This window comes from Halocatena halophila, assembly GCA_027563145.1.
GTDB classification, from domain to species: domain Archaea; phylum Halobacteriota; class Halobacteria; order Halobacteriales; family Haloarculaceae; genus Halocatena; species Halocatena halophila.
This window is the reverse complement of the sequence record CP071306.1, coordinates 2,632,731-2,655,045: the sequence shown is the minus strand read 5'-3', so window position 1 is coordinate 2,655,045 and position 22,315 is coordinate 2,632,731. Positions and strand designations below refer to the sequence as shown.

The 22,315-nt window shown below is 55.8% G+C and carries 21 protein-coding genes; 8 read left to right on the top strand and 13 right to left on the bottom strand.

The genetic code is table 11. The features are described from left to right. Nucleotides 1-30: 30 nt before the first annotated feature. The 3 genes from JXQ78_RS14065 to JXQ78_RS14055 all read right to left on the bottom strand — a co-directional run bounded on the left by JXQ78_RS14065 (nt 31) and on the right by JXQ78_RS14055 (nt 3,932). Complete coding sequence (locus JXQ78_RS14065) at nt 31-909, bottom strand: hypothetical protein (RefSeq protein ID WP_330631399.1); 879 nt, start codon at nt 907-909, stop codon at nt 31-33. Between the two features lie 628 nt (nt 910-1,537). Further along, complete coding sequence (locus JXQ78_RS14060) at nt 1,538-2,383, bottom strand: helix-turn-helix transcriptional regulator (protein ID WP_330631398.1); 846 nt, start codon at nt 2,381-2,383, stop codon at nt 1,538-1,540. Nucleotides 2,384-2,723: 340 nt separating this feature from the next. Beyond that, nucleotides 2,724-3,932, bottom strand: coding sequence for a PQQ-binding-like beta-propeller repeat protein (locus JXQ78_RS14055; RefSeq protein ID WP_330631397.1), 1,209 nt, complete (start codon nt 3,930-3,932; stop codon nt 2,724-2,726). Nucleotides 3,933-4,489: 557 nt separating this feature from the next. Between JXQ78_RS14055 and JXQ78_RS14050 the strand changes: the two genes are divergently transcribed. After that, entirely contained in the window at nt 4,490-5,116 is a 627-nt protein-coding gene (locus JXQ78_RS14050; RefSeq protein ID WP_330631396.1) for a hypothetical protein, read from the top strand. A 526-nt stretch (nt 5,117-5,642) separates the two neighbouring features. On the opposite strand, the gene JXQ78_RS14045 is transcribed toward JXQ78_RS14050, so the two are convergent. The 5 genes from JXQ78_RS14045 to JXQ78_RS14025 all read right to left on the bottom strand — a co-directional run bounded on the left by JXQ78_RS14045 (nt 5,643) and on the right by JXQ78_RS14025 (nt 8,933). Further along, nucleotides 5,643-6,167, bottom strand: coding sequence for a hypothetical protein (locus JXQ78_RS14045; protein ID WP_330631395.1), 525 nt, complete (start codon nt 6,165-6,167; stop codon nt 5,643-5,645). A gap of 582 nt (nt 6,168-6,749) precedes the next feature. Beyond that, the gene (locus tag JXQ78_RS14040) at nt 6,750-7,541 is read right to left on the bottom strand and encodes a hypothetical protein (RefSeq protein ID WP_330631394.1); all 792 of its coding nucleotides are present in this window, start codon (nt 7,539-7,541) and stop codon (nt 6,750-6,752) included. Nucleotides 7,542-7,907: 366 nt separating this feature from the next. After that, complete coding sequence (locus JXQ78_RS14035) at nt 7,908-8,159, bottom strand: type II toxin-antitoxin system HicA family toxin (RefSeq protein WP_330631393.1); 252 nt, start codon at nt 8,157-8,159, stop codon at nt 7,908-7,910. Between the two features lie 6 nt (nt 8,160-8,165). Beyond that, nucleotides 8,166-8,429 (bottom strand): type II toxin-antitoxin system HicB family antitoxin, encoded by a 264-nt coding sequence (locus JXQ78_RS14030; protein WP_330631392.1) that lies wholly within the window; start codon nt 8,427-8,429, stop codon nt 8,166-8,168. Between the two features lie 117 nt (nt 8,430-8,546). Further along, entirely contained in the window at nt 8,547-8,933 is a 387-nt protein-coding gene (locus JXQ78_RS14025; protein ID WP_330631391.1) for a DUF5820 family protein, read from the bottom strand. Nucleotides 8,934-9,315: 382 nt separating this feature from the next. On the opposite strand from JXQ78_RS14025, the gene JXQ78_RS14020 reads away from it, so the two are divergent. From JXQ78_RS14020 to JXQ78_RS14005, 4 genes are read left to right on the top strand one after another with little or no spacing between them, the layout of a single operon-like run. Continuing rightward, nucleotides 9,316-11,388: a PrkA family serine protein kinase gene (locus tag JXQ78_RS14020; protein WP_330631390.1), complete on the top strand. Its 2,073-nt coding sequence runs from the start codon at nt 9,316-9,318 to the stop codon at nt 11,386-11,388. Continuing rightward, the gene (locus JXQ78_RS14015; protein ID WP_330631389.1) at nt 11,385-13,661 is read left to right on the top strand and encodes a PrkA family serine protein kinase; all 2,277 of its coding nucleotides are present in this window, start codon (nt 11,385-11,387) and stop codon (nt 13,659-13,661) included. The genes JXQ78_RS14020 and JXQ78_RS14015 overlap by 4 nt, the downstream gene beginning before the upstream one ends. Continuing rightward, entirely contained in the window at nt 13,652-14,962 is a 1,311-nt protein-coding gene (locus tag JXQ78_RS14010) for a YeaH/YhbH family protein (protein ID WP_330631388.1), read from the top strand. Before JXQ78_RS14015 ends, JXQ78_RS14010 begins: the two co-directional genes overlap by 10 nt. Beyond that, nucleotides 14,955-16,952 (top strand): SpoVR family protein, encoded by a 1,998-nt coding sequence (locus tag JXQ78_RS14005; RefSeq protein WP_330631387.1) that lies wholly within the window; start codon nt 14,955-14,957, stop codon nt 16,950-16,952. The genes JXQ78_RS14010 and JXQ78_RS14005 overlap by 8 nt, the downstream gene beginning before the upstream one ends. Here the strand turns inward: JXQ78_RS14005 and JXQ78_RS14000 are convergent, their stop codons facing one another. Further along, nucleotides 16,953-17,930 (bottom strand): aldo/keto reductase, encoded by a 978-nt coding sequence (locus JXQ78_RS14000; RefSeq protein WP_330631386.1) that lies wholly within the window; start codon nt 17,928-17,930, stop codon nt 16,953-16,955. Between the two features lie 127 nt (nt 17,931-18,057). Here JXQ78_RS14000 and JXQ78_RS13995 point away from each other — a divergent pair, with 127 nt between their 5' ends. The 3 genes from JXQ78_RS13995 (at nt 18,058) to dps (ending at nt 20,889) form a co-directional block, all read left to right on the top strand. Beyond that, nucleotides 18,058-18,429 (top strand): winged helix-turn-helix transcriptional regulator, encoded by a 372-nt coding sequence (locus JXQ78_RS13995; RefSeq protein WP_330631385.1) that lies wholly within the window; start codon nt 18,058-18,060, stop codon nt 18,427-18,429. Between the two features lie 411 nt (nt 18,430-18,840). Then, complete coding sequence (hflX, locus tag JXQ78_RS13990; protein WP_330631384.1) at nt 18,841-20,112, top strand: GTPase HflX; 1,272 nt, start codon at nt 18,841-18,843, stop codon at nt 20,110-20,112. A 150-nt stretch (nt 20,113-20,262) separates the two neighbouring features. Beyond that, nucleotides 20,263-20,889, top strand: coding sequence for a DNA protection during starvation protein (gene dps / locus JXQ78_RS13985; protein ID WP_330631383.1), 627 nt, complete (start codon nt 20,263-20,265; stop codon nt 20,887-20,889). Between the two features lie 21 nt (nt 20,890-20,910). Here dps and ndk read toward each other — a convergent pair whose 3' ends face one another. Genes ndk through rpl7ae form a run of 4 tightly spaced genes read right to left on the bottom strand, consistent with a single transcriptional unit; the run spans nt 20,911 to nt 22,153 of the window. Continuing rightward, nucleotides 20,911-21,372 (bottom strand): nucleoside-diphosphate kinase, encoded by a 462-nt coding sequence (gene ndk / locus JXQ78_RS13980; protein WP_330631382.1) that lies wholly within the window; start codon nt 21,370-21,372, stop codon nt 20,911-20,913. A 2-nt stretch (nt 21,373-21,374) separates the two neighbouring features. After that, complete coding sequence (locus tag JXQ78_RS13975) at nt 21,375-21,566, bottom strand: 50S ribosomal protein L24e (protein WP_330631381.1); 192 nt, start codon at nt 21,564-21,566, stop codon at nt 21,375-21,377. A 2-nt stretch (nt 21,567-21,568) separates the two neighbouring features. Further along, a complete protein-coding gene (locus JXQ78_RS13970) occupies nt 21,569-21,790 on the bottom strand; it encodes a 30S ribosomal protein S28e (protein ID WP_330631380.1) in 222 nt (73 codons plus the stop codon). After that, a complete protein-coding gene (gene rpl7ae / locus JXQ78_RS13965) occupies nt 21,791-22,153 on the bottom strand; it encodes a 50S ribosomal protein L7Ae (RefSeq protein WP_330631379.1) in 363 nt (120 codons plus the stop codon). Nucleotides 22,154-22,315 lie beyond the last annotated feature (162 nt).

Sequence of the window (22,315 nt, the reverse complement as noted above, 5' to 3'; positions counted from 1 at the left end):
GAGAAGGAGATAGCGGTGATTGATGCTGTCTTACAGCAAGAACTCCGCTCCGCACCCGACAGCACAGTTCGCGCCGATCGCCCCTGCACATCCAGCACAGGGTGCACAGGTTGGAACGGTCAGAGCAGCCCGGCAGGGTAGACAGATGGTGTTATAACAGATCCTACCGATGCTTGCTCCCTGCGCCAGCACGCAGCCGATGAAGCATTCAATAGCACCCTGTTGCATCACGTAAACGGCGTCTGAACCGCCGGATGCGTCCATCTCGGCGTACAGCCACACTTCCTCGCCATCCATTTTTGCTGGGAGATATAGGTGGGTCGTTCCTGACGTCCGATCGACGTAACCGCTGGCTTTCTCAGTCTTTAACGTAGATACCTTGCTTTTGATTTTGCTCAGTGTCCCATTGCTATCCAGCGTCCGGAGTGCGTCGTCAGTCACCATGTTCCCGAGCTTGATCTCCTCGGTCTGGATATCACCCTCAATCGCCCTTGCTCGGAAAATCGTCTCGGACCCCGCTTTGACCGTCGCGGAGTTAGGACTGTCACCACCCATTACATAACTGAACAGTGCGTCGCCGTGGTCCGAATCTGTCGTCACTTCTCGGAACTCGTGGGTATCCCCATTGGCTTCCACACGGATCTCGTATCCAGTGGTACTATTCCAGTCGAATGAGCTGACTGGGGCGTTCTCAAGTGTGACTCTGGTCTCCTTGCGGTCGAGAACTTTCTGAACTTCCGCTTCCGAGACGGAAACCTCCTTCCGAGCTACGGTCGGCTTATCTTCGGTCGCCGCGGATGTACCGAGGCCGACACCGGTGACACCGACGGCAGCGGTCGTACCGAGAGCTTTGAGGATCGTTCGTCGGTTGATACTAGATGTACCGTCGTCGTTGTCTTCTTCTGCCATCGCACATCTCCCAACGGTGACATCTAACTTTACCTTGCTCGATGGTTAAAAATCGTAATATGAATAATAACCACCAAGCAATTTTTGACTATTATATTGCCAATCACCATTCCTTGAACAATGTTCACGGAATGAACCTTCTCCATCGAATAAGGCGAGACGATAGACACAGGTAATCGACCACGTAGGGGGCTTCTTTGACGCTAACGTGATTGAATCCTGTCGAGACGGTACTGATATCCATCTAACTTTCGGCAAGCATGCCGCGAATAAATCCAGATTCATCGTACGGACTACCTTGGCGAGTATCTCGAGGGTGCTGAATGAACATTCCAAAATGGGTTATCTCAGCCAGCACTCTCCTGACTGGCCAGCCCTTACACCCGCTGAGCGCGTGTTAATGAGTCTGCGTATCTTTATTGAGGAGTGTCCGGAGTGTGATGGTCCTGCTCAAGTAGAGCAAGAGGTTGTCGAATCGTACTGTTGGTCATTTGATGTAGCCGCAGCATAGCGTCAGTATTGCGATAGACATCTGTTCGAGATAGAATGGGACGGTAGCAACGCAAATAAAAACGCCACACAGCAACAAGCTCACACAAATGTGTAGATGAGGACTTAGTCTGTTAGTCTACGTTGGAGTTGGTATATCTGATTCACGTAGTTGTTGGGATTGTTGTCTGTAGGTTTCGTACGTTTGCCTTCCCCATTCGATAGCCGTCTCATGCTCTGACTCAACCAGTGCTTGTATCCGGCCAATCTCATTGTAGGCAGCCAATATGAGCCCGTCTTCGGAAATAAACAATCCGTAGGGGAGGTCATCTTCGAAGACATATACATTAATATCAACACCATTTGTTTCACCGATATCTGCGCATCCAGTAGTGTATTGGGTGTCAAGAGTTTCAAGGGCAGTCCGTGAGACGACATATTCATGTGAAACTGCACTTATCTCATCGACAGTGGGAGAATATTCAATTAACAACCAGGAGACGAATGGTAAGCATCCCCGGATGTGCTTTGCCCTGTTGAATGAATCGAATAAGCGGCTCATCGGCGCGTGAGGCTGATTAGGTTCAGGAACCGTCACACGAATGTCGTTCAGCTGACTAATGTCGATAGCTCTGGAGTGATCCACTTCGGCCAAGAACGGAGATAGAGCATCAATTCGCTGGAATTTTTCAAGCATCTCTATGAATGCATCCACAAGGAGACGACCTCTAGTGGTCGTAGTATATCCTGAAGAGTCTCGTTTGATCCAATTGTGCTCTTCCAACAGAGAAAGGTTACGCTGAAGTGTTGTTCGAGGGATAGTTAATCCATCCATTAGTTCACGGAGGTCAGCATGGGTGTCAATGAGTGCAGCAAGCACCCGAATCCGTTGGACCGAGTTGCTTAGACGCTCAATACAGTTCCATACATCATTTATTTGTATGGCTTCCAAACGATCTTGCATCGCCTGATTATTGTCATCCATTATGGATCAATTAATGTAAACCAACAGTGACATTTAAATGTAATCTAGCCATACTTGATAGTTCATAATATTGACGCCATTCAGTGAAAAGGGTTGTATGAAATTTTAACTACATCCGCATCAGTGGAGAGATAGCGTTTCAATACCGAACGCCCTGGCGAGCTTGGCCACACAGTCATCGATCACTTCTATGAGCGGCCATCGGTAACAGCCAGTGTATCGGCGGTATCCAGGGTAGACAGTACGGTGAGTGTATCCAAGATTTCCGTAGAGCAGATCTCGTACATAATTACACAGCAGTTCTCACTCATCTCACCAAAGCCGAGCACAACAGTACCGATCAGAGTGGCTGGCCACAGATCTTGAATAGTCCACTCTGTTGGCTCTGTTCGGCGTCACCACCAACATAAAGATCTCCAGTCGCCGGAACGACAGCGCTCTCAAGCCTGTCAACTGGGGCGGTGTACGCGCCGAGACGGTTCCCAGTCAGGGCATGCAGTGCCACCACCCGATTTGGTGCAGCAACGAAATAGATGGCATTCCCGACCCGTACTGGTGGAACAGACGGCACCTCGTGTGGTGAATCATATCTCCACTGTTCAGTCCCGGAATCAGCAGTGACAGCCCGCAGGACACCGTCAACAACAACGTACACGGTCCCATCGGCGAGTACTGGCAACGAGACATTATAGCGATAGCTCGAATCTGGCGTGCGTTGACTTGGAATCGTCCACTGGACATCGCCGGATGTGCCATCAAGTGCGTAGAACCCCTCAACAGCCGCAGCGTACGCCATACCGTCAGCAGCTGCTAGATCTGGATTACTATCGTCGAGCGAGTTGGTCCAGCGACGTTCGCCAGCCGTAGCAGTCAGTGCGCGGACGGTCCCGTCTTCGGCACCGGCATAAACGGTCTCTCCATCGACAGCGGGAATCTGTGTTGCTCGAAAGGCTGCGCTCCATTGAACCGATCCGTCCTGCCGGTTGATGGCAAGGCATTCCTCAACGCCCTCAGTTACGTAGACGAAACGATCGGTCACCACGGGATGATACGAGCCCCGCTGAACCGACCACTGTTCTGTGCCATCAGTGCTATCAAGCGCCCGAGTACGTCGATCAGCCAGGTACACCGTTCCATCAACGACCCCAACGGAGCTCTCACCCTCCATTTCGGCCCGCCACAGGACGGAGCCGTCCGTGGCATCGAGTGCGAGGAGGACATGGCGTGCTGGAATTTCATCCCCAGGGGTGGCTAGTCTGACGGGTGCATACACAGTTTGGTCGGACACAGCAGGCGCTCCGCTGAGTCCATCAACGTTCTTGTGCCAGTCACGTGTGAACCACCGGACCGGTGCAGTTCCCTGCGGATTGTATCCAGAGTTGCCACCGTTGAATTGGTACTGTGGCCAATCTGTCTTCGGGGAGGTGGATGTGGCTTGTGCTACAGAAGACCTACTCGAGTGTGTGCCGAGCAAATACCCACCGATACTTCCACCGAGCGCGCTACCAAGAAATCGTCGGCGTGTTACCAATGAATTCTTATCTCTCATTCAATATTAATTAATACGGTAAGAGATAAATTTCTTCTGGCAGTCAAATTGTCTCCATATTATTAACAAATATGATAAAAATTGACTGACACTAAAAGCAGGGGTGTACGCAAGACAGCCGACGACCATATCGACGACGGAAGTGAATAAGAGAGCAAAACAGATCCGCTCCGAGCGGGGGTATGCCAATCTCTGAATCTTGGCATTCGGATTAATCCTGACGACCTTCGTGATCGCATCGTCTGTCTCCCGAATAGGGTGAGCGCCTCCTTCAGGACCGTCGTAATGGCAGCCTTGAACACGTCGACCTCCTATTCGTATTCCTCTTGCGTGAGCAACTACCGTGCTTTCGGTACCACGTGTTTGAGGCCATTGAAGACGGTATTCGGCATTCTTCCAGTTGAATGGGACTTACTCAGGAACAGAAGTAAGGGAACATCTCATGCATGAAGTATCGAAATTCACTCGGCAATTAAATTCCATCTGTATCAGATATTTCTACAAAAAGAATAGTAGTATATCGAAAGGGCTAAAATAATATCGGTTATCGCCAAAATATGGATGACATACTATCCACGATGCGGTCCACCCGACGGGGGTTCTTACAGCGAGCTGTCGGCACAGTTGGAGGAGTGAGTACTCTCTGTTTCGGGGCTGTCGGTACAGCAGCAAGCGTCCCATCCGAGTACGAAATCCAATTGGATACCAGTGAGCAAGCGGAGACAGAACCGTTTGGGACCAATACAGTCGTTGATATACAGACCGATACCGATGCGGTGAACATCAAGGCAGTGGGAAGCGTCGTTGGCACCGCTGCGAGAGCAGACGGAGCATTATTTGGGACGTTTACACCACCTGCGACGGCCGAGTATTCCGGCCACTGCCAGTATGTTAGAGAGGGAGTAGTGAATAATGCGGCCGGCTCTGGGGAGGCGGCTGTGTCTGTATTCGCACGAGAAGTCGACGGCGAATCATCAGGGGCACCCCTCGAAACCATCCAGACGGATGTCTCTGGCACTGTCACACAGTCCGGAAGGATCACGCTTCGAAAAGGGGTCAAGTATCACGTCGGAGTCATATTTCGAGTCCGTGTCACATCAACCGTCGCCGAGCCATTTGCGTTGGTGGATTTCTTTGATGGCGATCGACGGTTCGAAGTTCAGGACTTTCGTCTTCAACTCTAGATCAGCGCCCCAACCCTCTCTTGATCGGCTGGAGCGTCTTCGCACACTCCGTCGGAGAGGGAGCGGTCACCTCGATAGCTGCCTGATTGCACGTACGTGTACCAATCCGCCGAGTCCATTCGCAATCATCTCGTGCACGTCGCTGGTTTGCGGTGAAAAAACTGGCCGAGAGCGGTTTGCAAAAGCTGCGAAGAGGAGTAAATTGGTTACTCGTCGTGTGCTGGAGAGACCAACAGTTGGAGAAGTGCAGGGAGCTCCTCGGTTGATCGTGCGTCACAGAACTTCACGACTGCATCCAGCAAACAGCTCGCAGCAGAGTCAGCCTCCAACCTTTTTTAGACTCGGGTTCGCTACGCTCACCACTCATCCCTAGCGAGACGGTCGCTCACAACGTTCGCGCTGCGACTCGCTTGCTCTCACTCGCTGCGCTCGCGAGAACGAAAAAACGTTGATGAAAAAAGCCGCTCGCTCCGCTCGCGGTGGGTGATTCTAGCACATGTGGTTTCGAAAAATTCCGTAGTTGGGGTTAGTCGTCGTGTGCTGGAGAGACCAACAGCTTAAGCAGCGCAGGGAGTTCCTTGGTTGATCGTGCGTCGCAGAACTTCACGACTCCATCGAGTAAACAACTCGCGGCAGACACAGCCTCGTCTTGCGTCTGTGCACGCGCTGGATCCTCCGGACGATCGGGAGAAAACGCCAACAAAGTAACGTCTCCCGATCGCTGTTCATGCGCACGCAACCGAGCATCATTATCGAACCAGGCGGTGTAGATCGTCTCGCCCTGCGAGCGAAACCGAGTGATCCGATCGAGCGAAGGAAGCGCATCCGGACCACTGCCCGAGCGCTCGCTCAGATCAGCGATCGCCAGCACCTCCTCAACCTGGCGGCTGTGCCGACACTCCGTCGATTGGCACGGTCGACACCAGCAATTCTCGGCGATATCCACGACGTGATGCAGTTCAGCAGAGGAGAGTTGCTCGCGATCCTCGATTTCCGCAAGGGTGCTGATCTGTCCATCCGCCGTTCGAAAACTGAACTGTGGAAGACTCACGAGCCGACCCTCCACGACGGACAACCCGTTGCGTGCGCCCGTTGGCGAGCCACTGGCTGGCCACAGCGTGCACAGCGCGTGCTAGTCATTGACGATACGACAGGATTACAGTACCGCGGCGTTATTCCCATATTGGGTTCACCTCTCGGTTAGGGAACCCCAGCGTCGGGTGGTGCAACACCCGGCGCGTTTCAGTACACGCGCAAATCACTCCGGCTGGCGTTCCCAGTTGGTTGTGCCAACCCACTAGGTTATAAACTTTCGTATGTGTTGGAATTCTTCCTTATTATGTGATGCGTCCGGACCGTCTTGATAAACCTGTCCTCGAACAAAGTAAGGGCAACTAGTGTTGCCAGACAGTAATTCATTCTAATTAACAAACTTGATAGATTCGCTCACACTCGTCGTGAGTGGGTGCTCGGCCAACCGTGACGAACGCGCTTCGCGCACCCAAATTTCACAAAACTAAAATTGAAACGATAGGAAATCTCCTCACACCTGCTGCTACACCACCACCAACCTTCATTCGTGTTGTCGTCTGTGTCCTGGATAGATCCCTATCGGGGAGTCCGTGCTCACACGCTAGCCGGCCGTTCTGGTGGTGATACTCACAACGTTCGTGAGCACGCCCTCCACCGCCTCCGATGTGAACTGTTCAGCCCTCTTGAGCCGTTGTGCGAGCCAGTCGTCGAAGATCACCGCCTTTCCTTTGCCCGTGTGGACCACCTCCGTTCGATCACCACCGAGCCGATCAAGGAACGCCATCACTCGGGCAACCGTCTGGTCGTGCGCCGATCCATACTCTCGCTGCAACTGATCCTTGATCGTGGTCGAATCCAGCCGCTTTCCTTTCGGCACTGTCGTTGCCAGTCCGCCGAGCTCCATCGCGATCGTCCGCGCTCGTCGTTGATTGGCCGTCAGTTTCGCCTTGTGTAGAATCTCATCGGGTAATCGGACGACCTGCTCCAACGGCGTCCGTTCCTCGCGTCCGTCACAATTTGCAACCTTTCTTGCAACAGCGTCTGTGTGCGCCTCGTTTTGTTCCGTTGCCCGCTTGTTTTCCGTCACGTCCTGTCTGATCTCGGCTTTATCGCGCTCATTCATCTCGCGGTACTCTTTTTGCTCGCGTTCGAGCCGTTCAACCGTCGTTTCCAGGTGTATAAGCCGTTCATCACGCCGTTCGATGGCGGTTCTCAGGTCGTCATTTGCTTCGTACTGAACCTGGAGTTCACCAACCAACGTCTTGATCACGCCAACCAACTGGTCGGGATCATCTTTCTCGATCCCGTCCTCTAGGAGATTGCTGAGAACTTCGCTGGTTCCAGTATCATTAACTATGCTGCTGTCGTCGTTCGTGTTGGGTTGTTGATTCATACGTATTCAACCCCTCACCCTCGGACGTGATGGTACACGTCTGGGGAAACCGGGCAACCGGTTTGCTCCAGTCGGGTGAGTATACGTACCACATCAAAATGGCACTATTAATATGTGACGAATATCCGATATAGCTGTTGCTGAATTGTACAATACCATCAAAGAACACATTCACAGCAGCTCAACAGCACACATTTCAATACAACAATAGTCTAAATTCGGGTTGTATTGACTGCACAAATACTGTCTATCAGCACTTACGCTTCACATAAGCGTGCTCATCAATAGCAAACCAAAGCAATCGAGTAATCCACTACGTTTCGAGGTGGTCAATCTCACTCGCCACGATCGACATCAACAGTCAAATCAGCAGTTCTCTTTGATCCATTCACACCATTTCTCGAAGTCCTGAGCTCCACATTGGGTGGCAATCGATCGGTACGTGTCTTGAGAGATCTCATCTGCACTACTCACTGGTACCTGGACGTTCCTCACCGTACCCGTCTCAGGATGTTCGTAGCGCAGTGTAACATGACTCCCTTTCCGTCTGATTGGATGGAATCCCTTTTTCCGAAGCGCTTTGATGATCTCTGTCCCGGAAAAATTCGCATACGCCATTCTGACTCAGACCATCCAGGACGGCGGCGATGTGTCTTCATCAAATTCGTCTGCGTCAATCCCGAGCTCTATGAGAAATGCATCCTCGTCTTCAATTGGCTCTCCACCGCCCTCGTGCAACTCAAGCACATCAGCAAGCGATGACAGTGCCTCCGCTTTCGATGAACCACTGGCTGCTAGCCCCGTCTCAATGTCGATTGCGGTAATGAGATCACCTTCATGGGTGAATACAACACCCGCTTCCGTGTTATCACGAGACGATACTACCATAGCAATACATCAGTGGCCCAATAGCAAAATACCTTCGACCAGACACACTGTTAAAATTAATTTATTCCAACAAGTGGTTCGTGATCCACAACTAGCCACAAATCACAACCAACCCACTCACTCCGCAGCACCCTCACCAACGAGCGAATCGAGCGCCCTGAAATACTCGGGCCGAGCCACCTGATACGCACCACGATAATCGATCTCCCCAGCAACGAACTGCGCGGCAAGCTCCCCGGCCCCCTCGATTGCCGTGTCCCGATCGTCGAACCGCTGTTCCGTGACCGTCACCTCGGGTTCGAGATAGAACGTCACGAACCACGAATCGGTCTCGCGCCGATTCCGTCCCGGCCGGCGAGTGCGCTTTCCCTGCGTCACATAGAGCGTCGGCATGCACGCCGACGGAATTTCATTCCCATCGAACACGTCCGGACGATACGCCAGTATCAACCGATCTGGACCCTCGTCCCAGCGCTCCCACCCGCTGGGAAACTCTCCATCCATACCTCCCGTTGGCAGGCCCACACCTTCAGCCACCCGATCACCAGATCAGCACCCCCCATATAAAGCATCCAATCGGAAGCACAGTGTAACAAATCGGTGCACGACGATGGCGGCCGGTTTTATCGACAGTTACACACGTTTGATCGTGGGATGGTGGGAAGACTTATGTATGTTAAGGACTAACGTGATAAATAGTATCGGGGATTGCTCTCGTCCGGCGGCCCCCCTGCTGTGTTGATCGACGTTGCAGCCCCCAACGGGTGATTTGACGGCACGCACGGCCGGCCATTGATCACCACGAATCTTCACAGCATGGGGTGCTGTCCGCGGGAGGCTCCGACACCCTACGCGGTCGGACACACCAGACCGACTCCGTGATACCATGACAGGTAACATGGCAACCCTCGAAGACCTCAGCCAGGCGTACCAGGATTCGATTCCCGCTGACCTGCGTCACACTCGCTCGTTCGAGTGGTACTTGGAGGCTGTCCACGAGGAGCCCAAAATCGCCCGCAGCGCCCACCAGCGCGTCGCGGACATGTTCGACTACTACGGCACCGAGTACGACGAAGACGCCGGTGTCGTCGAGTACCGACTCGCCAGCAAGGACCCGTTGTTCGACGGGGAGAACACCTTCTATGGACGCAGCATCCACGAAGCGATCCACGAGTTCGTCAACAAGGTGAAATCCGGCGCTCGGGGACTCGGACCAGAAAAACGGATCAAGCTGCTGCTCGGCCCGGTCGGCTCGGGTAAATCCGATTTCGACCGACAGGTCCGTCGGTATTTCGAAGATTACACGCTCCGGGACGACGGACGGATGTACACCTTCCGCTGGATCAACCTCTGTGATGTGATCCACGATCAGGATCCAAGCGACGACGTGGTCCGCTCGCCGATGAACCAGGACCCACTCGTCCTGTTGCCCCAGACCCAGCGCGATCGAATCATCGAAACGCTGAACGAACGACTGACAGCACCGTACACCATTCGCAACGAGCAGTCGCTCGATCCGGCGAGCGAGTTCTACATGGACAAGCTGCTCGAGGAGTACGACGACAATCTCAAGCAGGTGCTCGAAAACCACGTGGAGATCGTCCGGCTGGTCGCCGATGAGAACAAACGCCGGTCGATCGAGACGTTCGAACCCAAGGATAAGAAAAACCAGGACGAAACCGAGCTCACCGGCGACGTGAACTACTCGAAGATCGCCGTCTACGGCGAGTCGGACCCGCGCGCGTTCGATTACTCCGGCGCGTTCTGTAACGCAAATCGCGGCATCTTCAGCGGTGAAGAGCTGCTAAAGCTCCAGCGCGAGTTCTTATACGACTTCTTGCACGCGAGCCAGGAGCAGACGATCAAACCGAAAAACAACCCGCGCATCGACATTGATCAGGTGATCGTTGGCCGCACCAACATGCCCGAATACAAGGAGAAAAAGGGCGACGAGAAGATGGAGGCGTTCAACGACCGGACCAAACGGATTGATTTCCCGTACGTTCTCCAGTACGAAGAAGAATCGAAGGTCTACCAGAAGATGCTCAACAACGCCGACCTGCCCGACATCCACGTTGAGCCACACACGCTGGAGATGGCCGGGCTGTTCGGCGTCCTGACGCGCGTCGTTGATCCCGATGGCGGCCAGATCGGCGTCGTCCAGAAGGCAAAGGCCTACAACGGAGAAAGCGACGACGTTGACGACATCGATCTGAAAAAGCTCCGCGAGGAGGCCCAGGAAACCGCCGAGGTTGGCGAAGGGATGGAGGGTGTCTCACCCCGGTTTGTGAGCGACGAGATCGCAGAGGCGATCATGGACAGTATGCACCGGGGTCGAGAGTTCCTCTCGCCGCTGACGACGTTCAATCACCTGGAGGCTAATCTCGAAAATCACGGCTCGATCCCCGAAGAACACTTCGAGCAGTACTATCGCTATCTCGAGCTGGTCCGTGAGGAGTACAAAGAGCGCGCAATCGAGGACGTTCGCCACGCGCTGGCCTACGATGTGGACGAAATCCGCAGACAGGGCGAAAAGTACATGGACCACGTGATGGCCTACATCGACGACGACACGATCGAAGACGAGATCACTGGCCGCGAATCCGAACCCGACGAGACCTTCCTCCGGTCGGTTGAGGAGAAGCTGAACATCCCGGAGGACCGCAAAGATGACTTCCGCCAGGAGGTCTCGAACTGGGTCTCGCGACGCGCCCGCGAGGGAACGTCGTTCAATCCTCAGGATAACGACCGACTGCGCCGAGCCTTGGAGCGAAAACTCTGGGAGGACAAAAAGCACAACATCAACTTCTCGGCGCTGGTCTCAAGCGGTGAGACCGAAGACGACGAACGAAACGCCTGGATCGACGCGCTGGTCGAACAGGGCTACTCGAAAGAGGGTGCCAAGGAAGTCCTTGAGTTCGCCGGCGCGGAGGTGGCCAAAACCGAGCTCGAAGAATGACGCGGGATTTCATCACCCAGGCGGACAGAGAGCTGACCGAGACGTACGAAGCGCCGATGTCGCTAGAGGAGTACGTCGACCGGATTGTAGAGCAGCCCCAGCTCGCCGCCCACGCCAGCAAGTACCTCCTCGAAGCAATCGAAGCGACAGGAACGCGAACGGTCGTCGAAGAGGGCGAAGAAAAAGAGCGCTACTGCTTTTTCGATGATCCCCACAACGACGGCGAGCACGCGATCCTTGGCAACACGGAAGTGCTCAACGAGTTCGTGGACGATCTCCGATCGATAGCTGCCAAACGGGGAAAAGAAGAGAAAATCGTCTGGCTCGAAGGACCGACCGCAACCGGAAAATCCGAGCTCAAGCGTTGTCTGATCAACGGGCTTCGCGAATACTCCAAAACCGAGGCCGGCAGACGATACACGATCGAGTGGAACGTCTCTGGTGTCAGCGATGGCGGCGGACTGACATACGGCGACCGCGAGGTCAGCGACGATTCGGAATGGTACGCAAGCCCCGTGCAAGCCCATCCACTGTCGGTGTTTCCCCAGACCGTTCGGGAAGACATTTTGGACGCCGTCAACGATCGCCTCGACGATCACATACCGGTCCAGGTCGACAGCCGTCTCGATCCGTTCTGTCGGGAGGCGTATGACTACCTCGAAGAGCAGTATCGACGCGACGGCCATGAGAACTTGTTCTCTGCAGTGACGAGCGAAGAGCACTGCCGCGTGAAAAACATCGTCGTCGACGTTGGCGATGGAATTGGGGTGTTGCACTCCGAAGACGAGGGGACGCCCAAAGAACGGCTGGTTGGCTCCTGGATGCGCGGGATGATCCAGAAACTGGACTCGCGCGGCCGGAAAAATCCACAGGCGTTCAGCTACGACGGCGTTCTCTCACAGGGCAACGGGCTGTTGACGCTCGTCGAAGACGCCGCCCAGCACGCCGATCTGTTGCAAAAACTGCTGAATGTTCCGGACGAGCGCCACGTAAAACTCGATAAGGGGATCGGGATGGACATCGACACGCAGTTGATCATCATCTCGAATCCCGACCTGCAGGCACAGCTGAACCAGCATGCCGACCGACAGGGCCAGGACCCCCTGAAGGCACTCAAACGGCGGCTCGATAAACACGAATTCCGCTATCTGACGAATCTCTCGCTCGAAGCCGAGTTGCTCAGGCGGGAGTTGACCAACGAGACGTCAGTGTGGGTGGCAGACGCGTACGAAGAGCTCGAAGAAAAGATCCGCGAACCCCTGACGATGACAGTGCGAGACAGCAGCCACCAGGTGATCGACAGGGAGCTCGCACCCCACGCGATCGAGGCTGCTGCGCTGTACGCCGTCGTCACACGGCTCGATACTGACGATCTCCCGCCGGGGCTGGATCTTGGGGATAAAGCCCAGCTGTTTGATGCCGGATACATCCACGACGGCGACGACCGGATGTCGAAAGACGAGTTCGAGTTCAGCGAACAGGCCAGCGACGGCGAACACGGCATCCCAGTGACCTACACTCGAGACGAGATCGCAGACCTCCTCTACGAATCCCAGGATCGCCATCACCCTGAGCTGGCCGTCGAGAACGTGATCATGCCCCGTGACGTGTTGAACGCGCTGGCCGATGGACTCTCGGATGCGCCGTTGTTTTCCGAAAGCGAGCGCACTGAGTTCGAAAACCGGGTTGTGCAGGTGAAAAATCGGATCTTCAGCGCGCAGGAAGACGACGTGCTCGCAGCGATCATGCGAGATAAACGCGTCGACGTGGCCACAGTCGAGGAGTACATTGAGCACGTCTACGGGTGGGCAGAAGACGAGCCGATCGTCAACGACCGGGGCGAACACGAAGAGCCTGACCCGTTGAAAATGAAGATCTTCGAGATCGAGCACCTGGGTCGGTTCGACGAAAAACACTACTCCGGGTCGGACCCATCAGAAGCGGTTCGGTCGTTCCGAACGGAGAAGATCATCACCGCGTTGAACAGACACGCCTGGGCAAACCGCGACGCGGAGTTCCAAGCGACCGCCGTCAATCCAAAGGAGATCCCCGTGATCCGTACTGTCCTCGGGAGTCACGACTGGGATGAGGTGCGACGGACGTTCGAGGATTTCGACCCCCGCCAGTGGGATGATCCTCCGATCGGCACCGAAACGGCCGCCGTCAAAGACGAGACGATTCAGAACATGATCGAGATGTTCGATTACACGGCGGCATCGGCCGAGCTGACCTCTCGGCACGTCATGGGGCAGGTGAGCTACAAATGGGACTGAGAGACGATCTTGAGCGATTCCGAGAGGTTGGCGAACAACGCCGGCAGGATCTCTCCGAGTTCATCCAGTACGGTGATCTCGGCCAGAGTCTGCCACACGAGATTCGCATTCCGATCAAAATCGTCGATCTCCCGAGCTTCGAGTACGATCAGCGCGATCAGGGCGGGGTCGGACAGGGCGGTGATGGCACACCGGACGTTGGCGATCCGGTTGGCCAGCCCCAGCCTGGTGACGGCGACGAACCCGGCGAGCCGGGCGAAGAAGGGGGTGAACACGAGTATTACGAGATGGATCCCGAGGAGTTCGCCCAGGAGCTTGACGACGAGCTCGGCCTCGAACTCGAACCGAAAGGAAAGCGCGTCGTCGAGCAAAAAGAAGGCGATTACACCGACATCACCCGGACTGGCCCGGCAAGCACGCTCGATTTCGATCGGCTGTTCAAGGCTGGACTCAAGCGCAAGCTCGCGATGGAGTTCGACGAGGAGTACGTCGAAGCCGCGCTGAAAGTCGATGGGATGGGCCCCCAGTCCGTCTTCGAGTGGGCGCGCTCTGAAAACATTCCCGTGAGTCGCTCCTGGATCGAAGACGCATACGAGCATCTGCCCGCCGAGGAGCGAACGACCTACCAGACGATTGCAGAGATGGAAGCGGACGTGGATCGGACGCCGACTGCCGCTCGGATCCGCGAGGAGGGGATCAAAGACATTCCCTTCCGCCGCGAGGATGAACGTTATCGCTATCCCGAAACGATCGAAGAAAAAGAGCGCAACGTTGTCGTGGTGAACATCCGCGACGTGTCGGGATCAATGCGCGAGAAAAAGCGCGAGCTGGTTGAACGGACGTTCACGCCGCTCGATTGGTATCTGACCGGTAAGTACGACAACGCCGAATTCATCTACATCGCTCACGACGCGGACGCCTGGCAGGTCTCACGGGATGAATTCTTCGGCATTCGCTCGGGCGGTGGGACGCGGATTTCGAGCGCATACCAGCTGGCAGCCGAGCTCTTAGAGGAGTATCCCTGGAGCGACTGGAATCGCTACGTCTTCGCGGCGGGAGATTCCGAGAACTCCTCGAACGACACTTCGGAGCGCGTGATTCCGATGATGGAGGAGATCGATGCGAATCTACACGCGTACGTCGAGACGCAGCCGAGCGGGAACGCAATCAACGCCACGCACGCAGAAGAAGTCGAGCGCCATTTCGGCGAGGACGGATCTACCGCCGTCGCATACGTGACCGGGCCTGGCGACATTGTTGATGCGATCTACACCATCCTCAGCACCGAAGACAATGAGTAAACCAACGACAGACAGAGCCGACAAGCAGCGGATTGCCGAGTCGCTCGAACCGATCGTCACGGAGGCCCACGAGCTGGCGACAACGCTCGGGCTGGATCCGTATCCGGTGAACTACTGGATCGTCGACTACGACGAGATGAACGCACTCGTTGCGTACAACGGCTTTCAGCGCCGCTATCCACACTGGCGGTGGGGAATGACCTACGATCAGCAGCGAAAGCAACGCCAGTTCCTCGGCGGAAAGGCCTACGAGCTGGTGAACAACGACGATCCAGCACACGCATTTCTCCAGGAGTCGAACGATCTCGCGGATCAAAAGGCCGTCATCACGCACGTTGAGGCCCACGCAGACTTTTTCGCCAACAACCAGTGGTACGGACTGTTCGCCGACGATCCCAACGCCGCACGGATGCTGGCGAGTCACGCCAACCGGATCGAATCGTACATGGAAGATCCATCAATCGATCGCGAGGCTGTCGAAAAGTGGATCGACAACGTACTCTGTTTAGAAGACTGCATCGATCAGCACCGGCCGTTTTCGACCGTCGAAGACTGGCTTGAGGAGCCCTCGATGGCCTCGGACATCGAAGAGAAGCTCGAAGAGCTCGATCTGAGCGAGGAGGTGCTCGGACAGGTGTTCAATGAAGACTGGCTCGAGTCCCAGCGCGATGAGGATGGCGTGGCGACGTTCCCGACGGAGCCAGAGCGCGATCTCATCTCGTTTTTGCGAACACACGGCCGCCAATACGACGAAGCAACCGAGAAGGCAGTCGAATTCGAGGACTGGCAGCGCGAGATCATCGAGCTCTTGCGCCGGGAGGCGTACTATTTTGCCCCCCAGAAGATGACGAAGGTGCTCAACGAGGGGTGGGCAGCCTACTGGGAGTCGATCATGATGGGCGAAGAAGGATTCGCCGAGGAAAACGAGTTCATCCATTATGCCGACCATCAGGCAAAGGTGCTCGGTTCGCCGGGATTCAACCCGTACAAACTGGGCAAAGAGCTCTGGGAGTACGTCGAAAACGTTACCAATCGGCGGGCGGTCGTCGAGGCGTTGCTCCGAGTGGAGGGCGTCACGTGGCGAAATTTCCACGACCGGGTCGATCTCGATCGGGTGCACGAGACGCTAGAGCCTGCACCCATGGTTGATCGCATCCGAAGCGACCGCCTCGACACCCTCGATGGCGACGACCCGCGAATCGATGGTGACGCACTCGAGCGAGCCCGTGACGGTGAGATTGATGTCGATCGATTCCCATGGAAGCTGCTGACCTACGAGGGAATGGCAGAGCGCCATTACTCGCTGGTCAAACCACAGCATCGGGGCTTTCTCAAACGAATCAGTCAGGGGACGGTCGAGCGGATTGCGCGCTATCTGTTCGACGACAGCCGGTATGGCTCCGTTGATGAAGCGATCGAGGCCGTCAATCACACGGCCGGCTGGGATCGCATGTACGAGATTCGTGAGAGCCACAACGATGTCACGTTCCTCGATGAGTTTCTCACCCAGGAGTTCGTCGAGGAACACAGCTATTTCACCTACGAGTATATGGAGACGACCGAGGATTATCGCGTCACGAGTACCGATGTTGAGGACGTGAAAAAGAAGCTCATGCTGCGGTTTTCGAACTTCGGCAAGCCAACGATCGTCGTCGAAGACGGCAACTACAACAACCGCAACGAGCTGCTGTTGGCCCATCAGTACAACGGCGTCATGCTCGACGTTCAGCAGGCAACGCAGGTGCTCGAACGCGTCTTCGAGCTCTGGGGCCATCCGGTGAATCTCAAGACGATCACGAAGGAGCTCTCCGAAAACGACATTGAGGTCGCACGACGGCGCGACAGTGAGCCAACACCCGAAGAGGTTGGAAAACTGCTGCGCTATGACGGCGAGGAGCTCTCAGAGACCGAACTGCCCTGGGAGGAAGTCTCCCATCTGGCAGCCACGGATGTGGATTACGACACGAAACCCGAGGAGTGGCTGGCCTGATTACTGTGAATCCTCGGCCCGCCATCGAGGGGTGAGCGGGGCTTCAAGCCGTTCAATCTCCTCGTCGGTCAGCTCCAGTTCCAATGCCCCAACATTGGCTTCGAGATGAGCCATCGTTCGCGGGCCCATAATCGGGGCATCGACAACCGGTTTGTGCAACAACCACGCAAGGCTGATCTGTGCTGGGGTGGCATTATGTTCTCTTGCGATATCATTCACGACGTCAAGAACTTGCCACGCATTTTCCGTGAGCCGCTCGCGTACTCTTTCGAAGGTCTCACCGCGTGTGTTTGCCGGCATCGATCCATTCCGGTCGTATTTTCCGGTGAGTACGCCATCAGCGAGCGGTGACCACGGAAGGACGCCAATTCCAGTATCGGCACAGATTGGTAACAGATTCTCTTCTTCGTGTCGGGAAATCAGACTGTATTCGGGTTGCATACTGACAAATCGCTCGTAGCCTTCGACCGTTGCTGTGTGCAGGGCCTTCGAAAACTGCCAGCCCGCCATCGTACTTGCTCCGATGTAGCGCACTTTTCCAGCAGTTACGAGCGAGTCAAGTGCAGAAAGTGTCTCTTCGATCGGGGTGTGTTCATCCCATCGGTGAATCTGGTACAGATCGATATAGTCGGTCCCGAGCCGGTCGAGACTCGCCTCTGCTTGATCAATGATATGTTTGCGAGAGAGCCCCTGCCTGTTCGGTCCGTCACCCATCGGACCGAACACTTTCGTGGCGATCACGAGCTGGTCTCGGTCGTATCCATCAATCGCCTCGCCAACGATCGATTCACTCTCACCACACGAATACACGTTGGCCGTATCCAGAAAGTTGATTCCCATATCGAGTGCCCTGTGGATGATATCAATACCAGTATCTCGATCGCCGAGCATCCACTCTTTACCCGTACCGAAGTTCATACAACCAAGACATAACTGTGACACTTCTAGCCCTGTCGAACCGAGTCGTGTGTACTGCATCACACCAGTGTACGAGATTGAGATCGATAAATTATCAACGACAAATAATGAAAGTGATGCCGAGACGATGGTGCTACTACAATTTTCGAACCTATAGGAGTAAGTGGACCGAATACGAGGGGTGCACATGCCTCCTGCCGATCAGGACACTGTCTCGTTGCTGGACGTTTCGTTCGCTAGTCCACCACCCGAAGTTGATGTCGAAATGAAGGCAAAGCTGTTCGAGCTGCTGGGTTCTGCACACATGGTTCCGATACTCCACTCGTTCGCAAGCGACACACGTCCCCGGCGCTTTTCTGAGATTCAAGAACAGCTGGACATTCCAGCAACGACACTGACCGATCGCCTTCAGACGTTGACCGACGACGGGTTTATTGAACGAACTTCATACGACGAGATTCCTCCCCGCGTAGAATACACTCCTACCCAGAAAACCGCCGATCTCACGCCGGTATTTGAGTATCTTTGTCGATGGAGTGTTCATTACAGTTCAGGCTGATCGGTTTGACCACCGTGTGGCTGGCGGTCCCCAATGAGACGTCGTCGACAGCAGAATACTTGTACATGCAGTTGGCAGCAATTCGCTATTCGGTGGTGAGTTCCACATCGTCGAAAAACACCAAAATAACCCTTCGTTTGTGTCCAGACTCTCGCGGCCCTGCCTGTGGACGTTGGTATGGACGAAATTGACGACAGAGAACTCGCAGTGTCGTGTGTGATCAGCCGACCGCGTGCGAGAATCTATCAAACTTGCAAAACAGCTAACTGCATTCGGTGATGGAGATAGGGTATGGAGACCCGCTTTTTCTGACCGGGCCGACGCTGCGTTCAGACTGTGGCCCGCCAACGGCCGCCTCCAGGGCGGTGCCGACGTTCACGCATCGAGGAGTGAACGCCAGTCACAACACACATGTCAGGAAATCAGTTAGCGATCGTCGCAAAGCGAACAGACGAGAAACCAGTTTCAACCACCGAGATTCGACAGCTCGGAACCGCAGCGGGCTATACAATCGTTGCGGAGGTGGTACAGACACGAGCGCCGGATCCCACGTACGATCTGGGTGCGGGAAAAGTGCAGACGCTCGCGACACGCGTCGCAACGACGGATGCAGCGGTGGTGATTTACGACGGTGATCTTGGCCCAGAACAGGCGTTCGAGCTGACGGCAGCAATCGGCGTTGAGGTGAAAGACCGAAAGCGGCTGGTTCTCGATATTTTCGCTGATCGGGCGGAAACACGACGAGCCCAGCTGGAAATCAGACGGGCAGAACTGGAATACGAACTCCCTCGGGCAGTGGCCAGGGCAAAGCGTGGTGAGAGCCGGGGGCGACAGGGGTTCAAGAGCTCCGGGGAAGCGCCTGGCGAGCAGCTGAAGGCAGCCTACAAACAGGAGCTAACGGAGGTAAAAGACGAGCTTTCGAGTCTCGCGAAAGCGGACGACCGCCAACGCGAGCGGCGACACGACAGTGGCTACGACACGGTCGCGCTGGCGGGCTATACGAACGCCGGAAAATCAACGCTGCTCCGTCAGCTTGCAGACGAGATGGAAGTCGAATCTGACGCCCACCATGATCTCTCCGAGTCGGCGACGGTCCGCGATCGCCTCTTTGAAACCCTGAACACAACGACACGCCGAGCGACGCTCGGTGGTCGGCGCATCCTCCTGACCGACACCGTTGGATTCGTCCGAGAGCTCCCACACTGGCTTGTTGAGTCGTTCGAAGCCACGCTGCAGGAGACCTACAGCGCTGACGTGGCGCTGCTGGTCGTGGACGCAAGCGATCCAGTGGAGTTAGTCCGTGAAAAGACGGCGGCCAGCATCGACGTGTTAGAAACACACCGTGATGGCCCGGTACTCCCTCTGTTGAACAAGATTGACGTTGCCGACGATCTCGATGCGAAGCGAGATATCGTGACTGCAATGACGGGAACGACGCCGGTCGGCATCTCGGCACAGAACGGTGTGGGACTCGATGCTGTCACCGAACGCGTAGACGACCTGCTCCCAGCGCTCAAGCAGACCACAGTGACGGTGCCGAACGATGATGAGGCGATGAGTCTCGTCTCCTGGCTGTACGACCACGCGAACGTCCACTCCGTATCGTACGACGAACAGGTCAGTATCGAGTTCAGCGCACGGCCGGAGATCACCCACCAGGTGACAGGTCGAATCAACCGGTAGGTCACACATCCCGGTTCCCTTACAACCACCTGAGAACTGCCGTCGCAACCGAGACATTCCTGTGGACTTGTGCCGTCCGAATTAATTACATACAGCAGTCGATTAATCACAAGAGGCTGGCCACCGACTGTGGAGACAGGTGACCAAACCGTGAGCAACGAGAAACCACACGCCACCGGATCAGTCGATCGGGGCGATACGTCAAAACGCGTCGGAATGGAGACACTACGAGAACGAGGAATCGATCCGATTGAGCTGCGTGAGAAGCTGATCGACGCTATTGGCGCGGAGTTCACCACGTACTACTACTACACGAATCTCCGCATGCACCTGGCTGGCAACGAAGACTACAAAGAGATCACCGAGGACGCCCGCCTCGAGGACCGCGCCCATTTCGAGCTCGTCGTGCCACGCGTGTACGAACTCGGCGGACAGCTCCCGAACGATATCCGCGAGTTCGCAGATCGTGCGTCGTGTCCCGACGCAGAGCTCCCAGACGATCCCTCTCCGGAGAACGTGCTGACCGAGCTGCTCGAAGCAGAACGGTGTGCGATCCGAACGTGGTCTGAGGTCTGTGATATGACCGAAGGAATCGACCGGCGAACGTACGACATGGCCCAGCGGATCCTTCAGGAAGAAATCGAACACGAGGCCTGGTTCATCGAGCTGTTGAGCATGGAACGCGACGGCAACGTCAATCCGGCCGGCCACTTCATCCGGGGCGAACCGGGAGACGCACCGCTCTCTACGAACAGGCGATTCAACGAGAGTGCGTGAGAGACAGCAAAGCGGTTCGAGTTACTCGTACAGCCAGCTGTCGTCGATGCGCTCGTACTCAATGAGCTCCGAAGAATCGAAAAACAGCTCGATTTCGCGCTCGTTCGCACCCGGATCCTCGTTATCCGAGCCGTGGATGACGTTGCGACCGAGATCGACGGCGAAATCACCGCGGATCGTCCCCGGCGCAGCCTCGGCCGGATCGGTTGCCCCCATCATCTGTCGCACCTGCCGGGTAACGTCGTCGCCCTCCCAGACCATGGCGAACACCGGGCCGGCGGTAATAAAGGAGGTCAGATCGTCGAAAAACGGCTTATCAACGTGCTCGGCGTAATGCTCTCGGGCGAGCTCGTCGTCGATCTGCATGAACTTACCGGCAACCATGGTAAAGCCACGGTCCTCAAGCCGGCTGACGATTTCGCCGATCAGCCCGCGCTGGACGCCATCGGGCTTGACCATAACGAACGTGCGTTCGCGAGCCATCCTCAGGTCTCCTCCCCGTCGATCTCGTCCGAGCGCGTCCACTCGGTCGATCGGGACTCACGACCGAGGAAGAAGTTCTTCTCACATTTCGAATCTTTGAAATGCAACACGGTCCCGTCGGTCTGGACGTACATGATGCCCGTCCCGGGCTCGATCTCCTCACCGCTGAAATCGCAGATTCGTGTCGTTGGCATCGTTACTGTCCTCCGATTGCATCGGCTTCTCGGGCGGTCTCGCGAAGCTGAAGCACGTCACCGACGCGGACTGGCCCGAGGACGTTTCGCGTGATGATACGCCCCTGATTGCTGCCAGAGCGGATGCGACATTTGACCTGCATGGCCTCGCCGTGCATCCCCGTTTTACCGACGATTTCGACGATTTCTGCAGCCGTCGCTCCCTCCTGTTCTTCCGCGCTCATTTACCTGAGGTCTCCGAGTTTGCTCGTGATATCGTCGACGCTGCCTTCGGCGTCGCCAGCATCGACCAGTGCTGCGGCCGCACTCCCGACCTCGAGTCCGGCGGCGTGTCCGATGTCGTCCTGAGTCTCGACGAACACGTACGGAATCTCCTTTTCGTCACACAGCTCCGGAATGTGCATGACGACTTCCTCGGGCTGTACGTCTTCGGCGACGTACACGAGCTCCGCACTGGTTCGCTCGATTGATTTTGTCGTTTCATTGGTGCCTTTCTTGACCGTGCCTGTGTCCCGGGCGACCTGCAGGGCCTCAAGGGCGTCTTCAGCGAGGTCTGCCGGAACGTCGAAGTCTACGTATACTGACATTGTTCTGATCTACCCCGTGTGTCGGCTCGCACTCCCCCGCCTCGTGGATCCCGCAAGGACCCTCTGATTCATTCACTCTCGAGAGTAGCTCACGGGATCCACTTGCCGAGTGCTCTCGGCGAGTTGTCCCTGGCTGGGAGTATCATCAACCCCACACGGGTT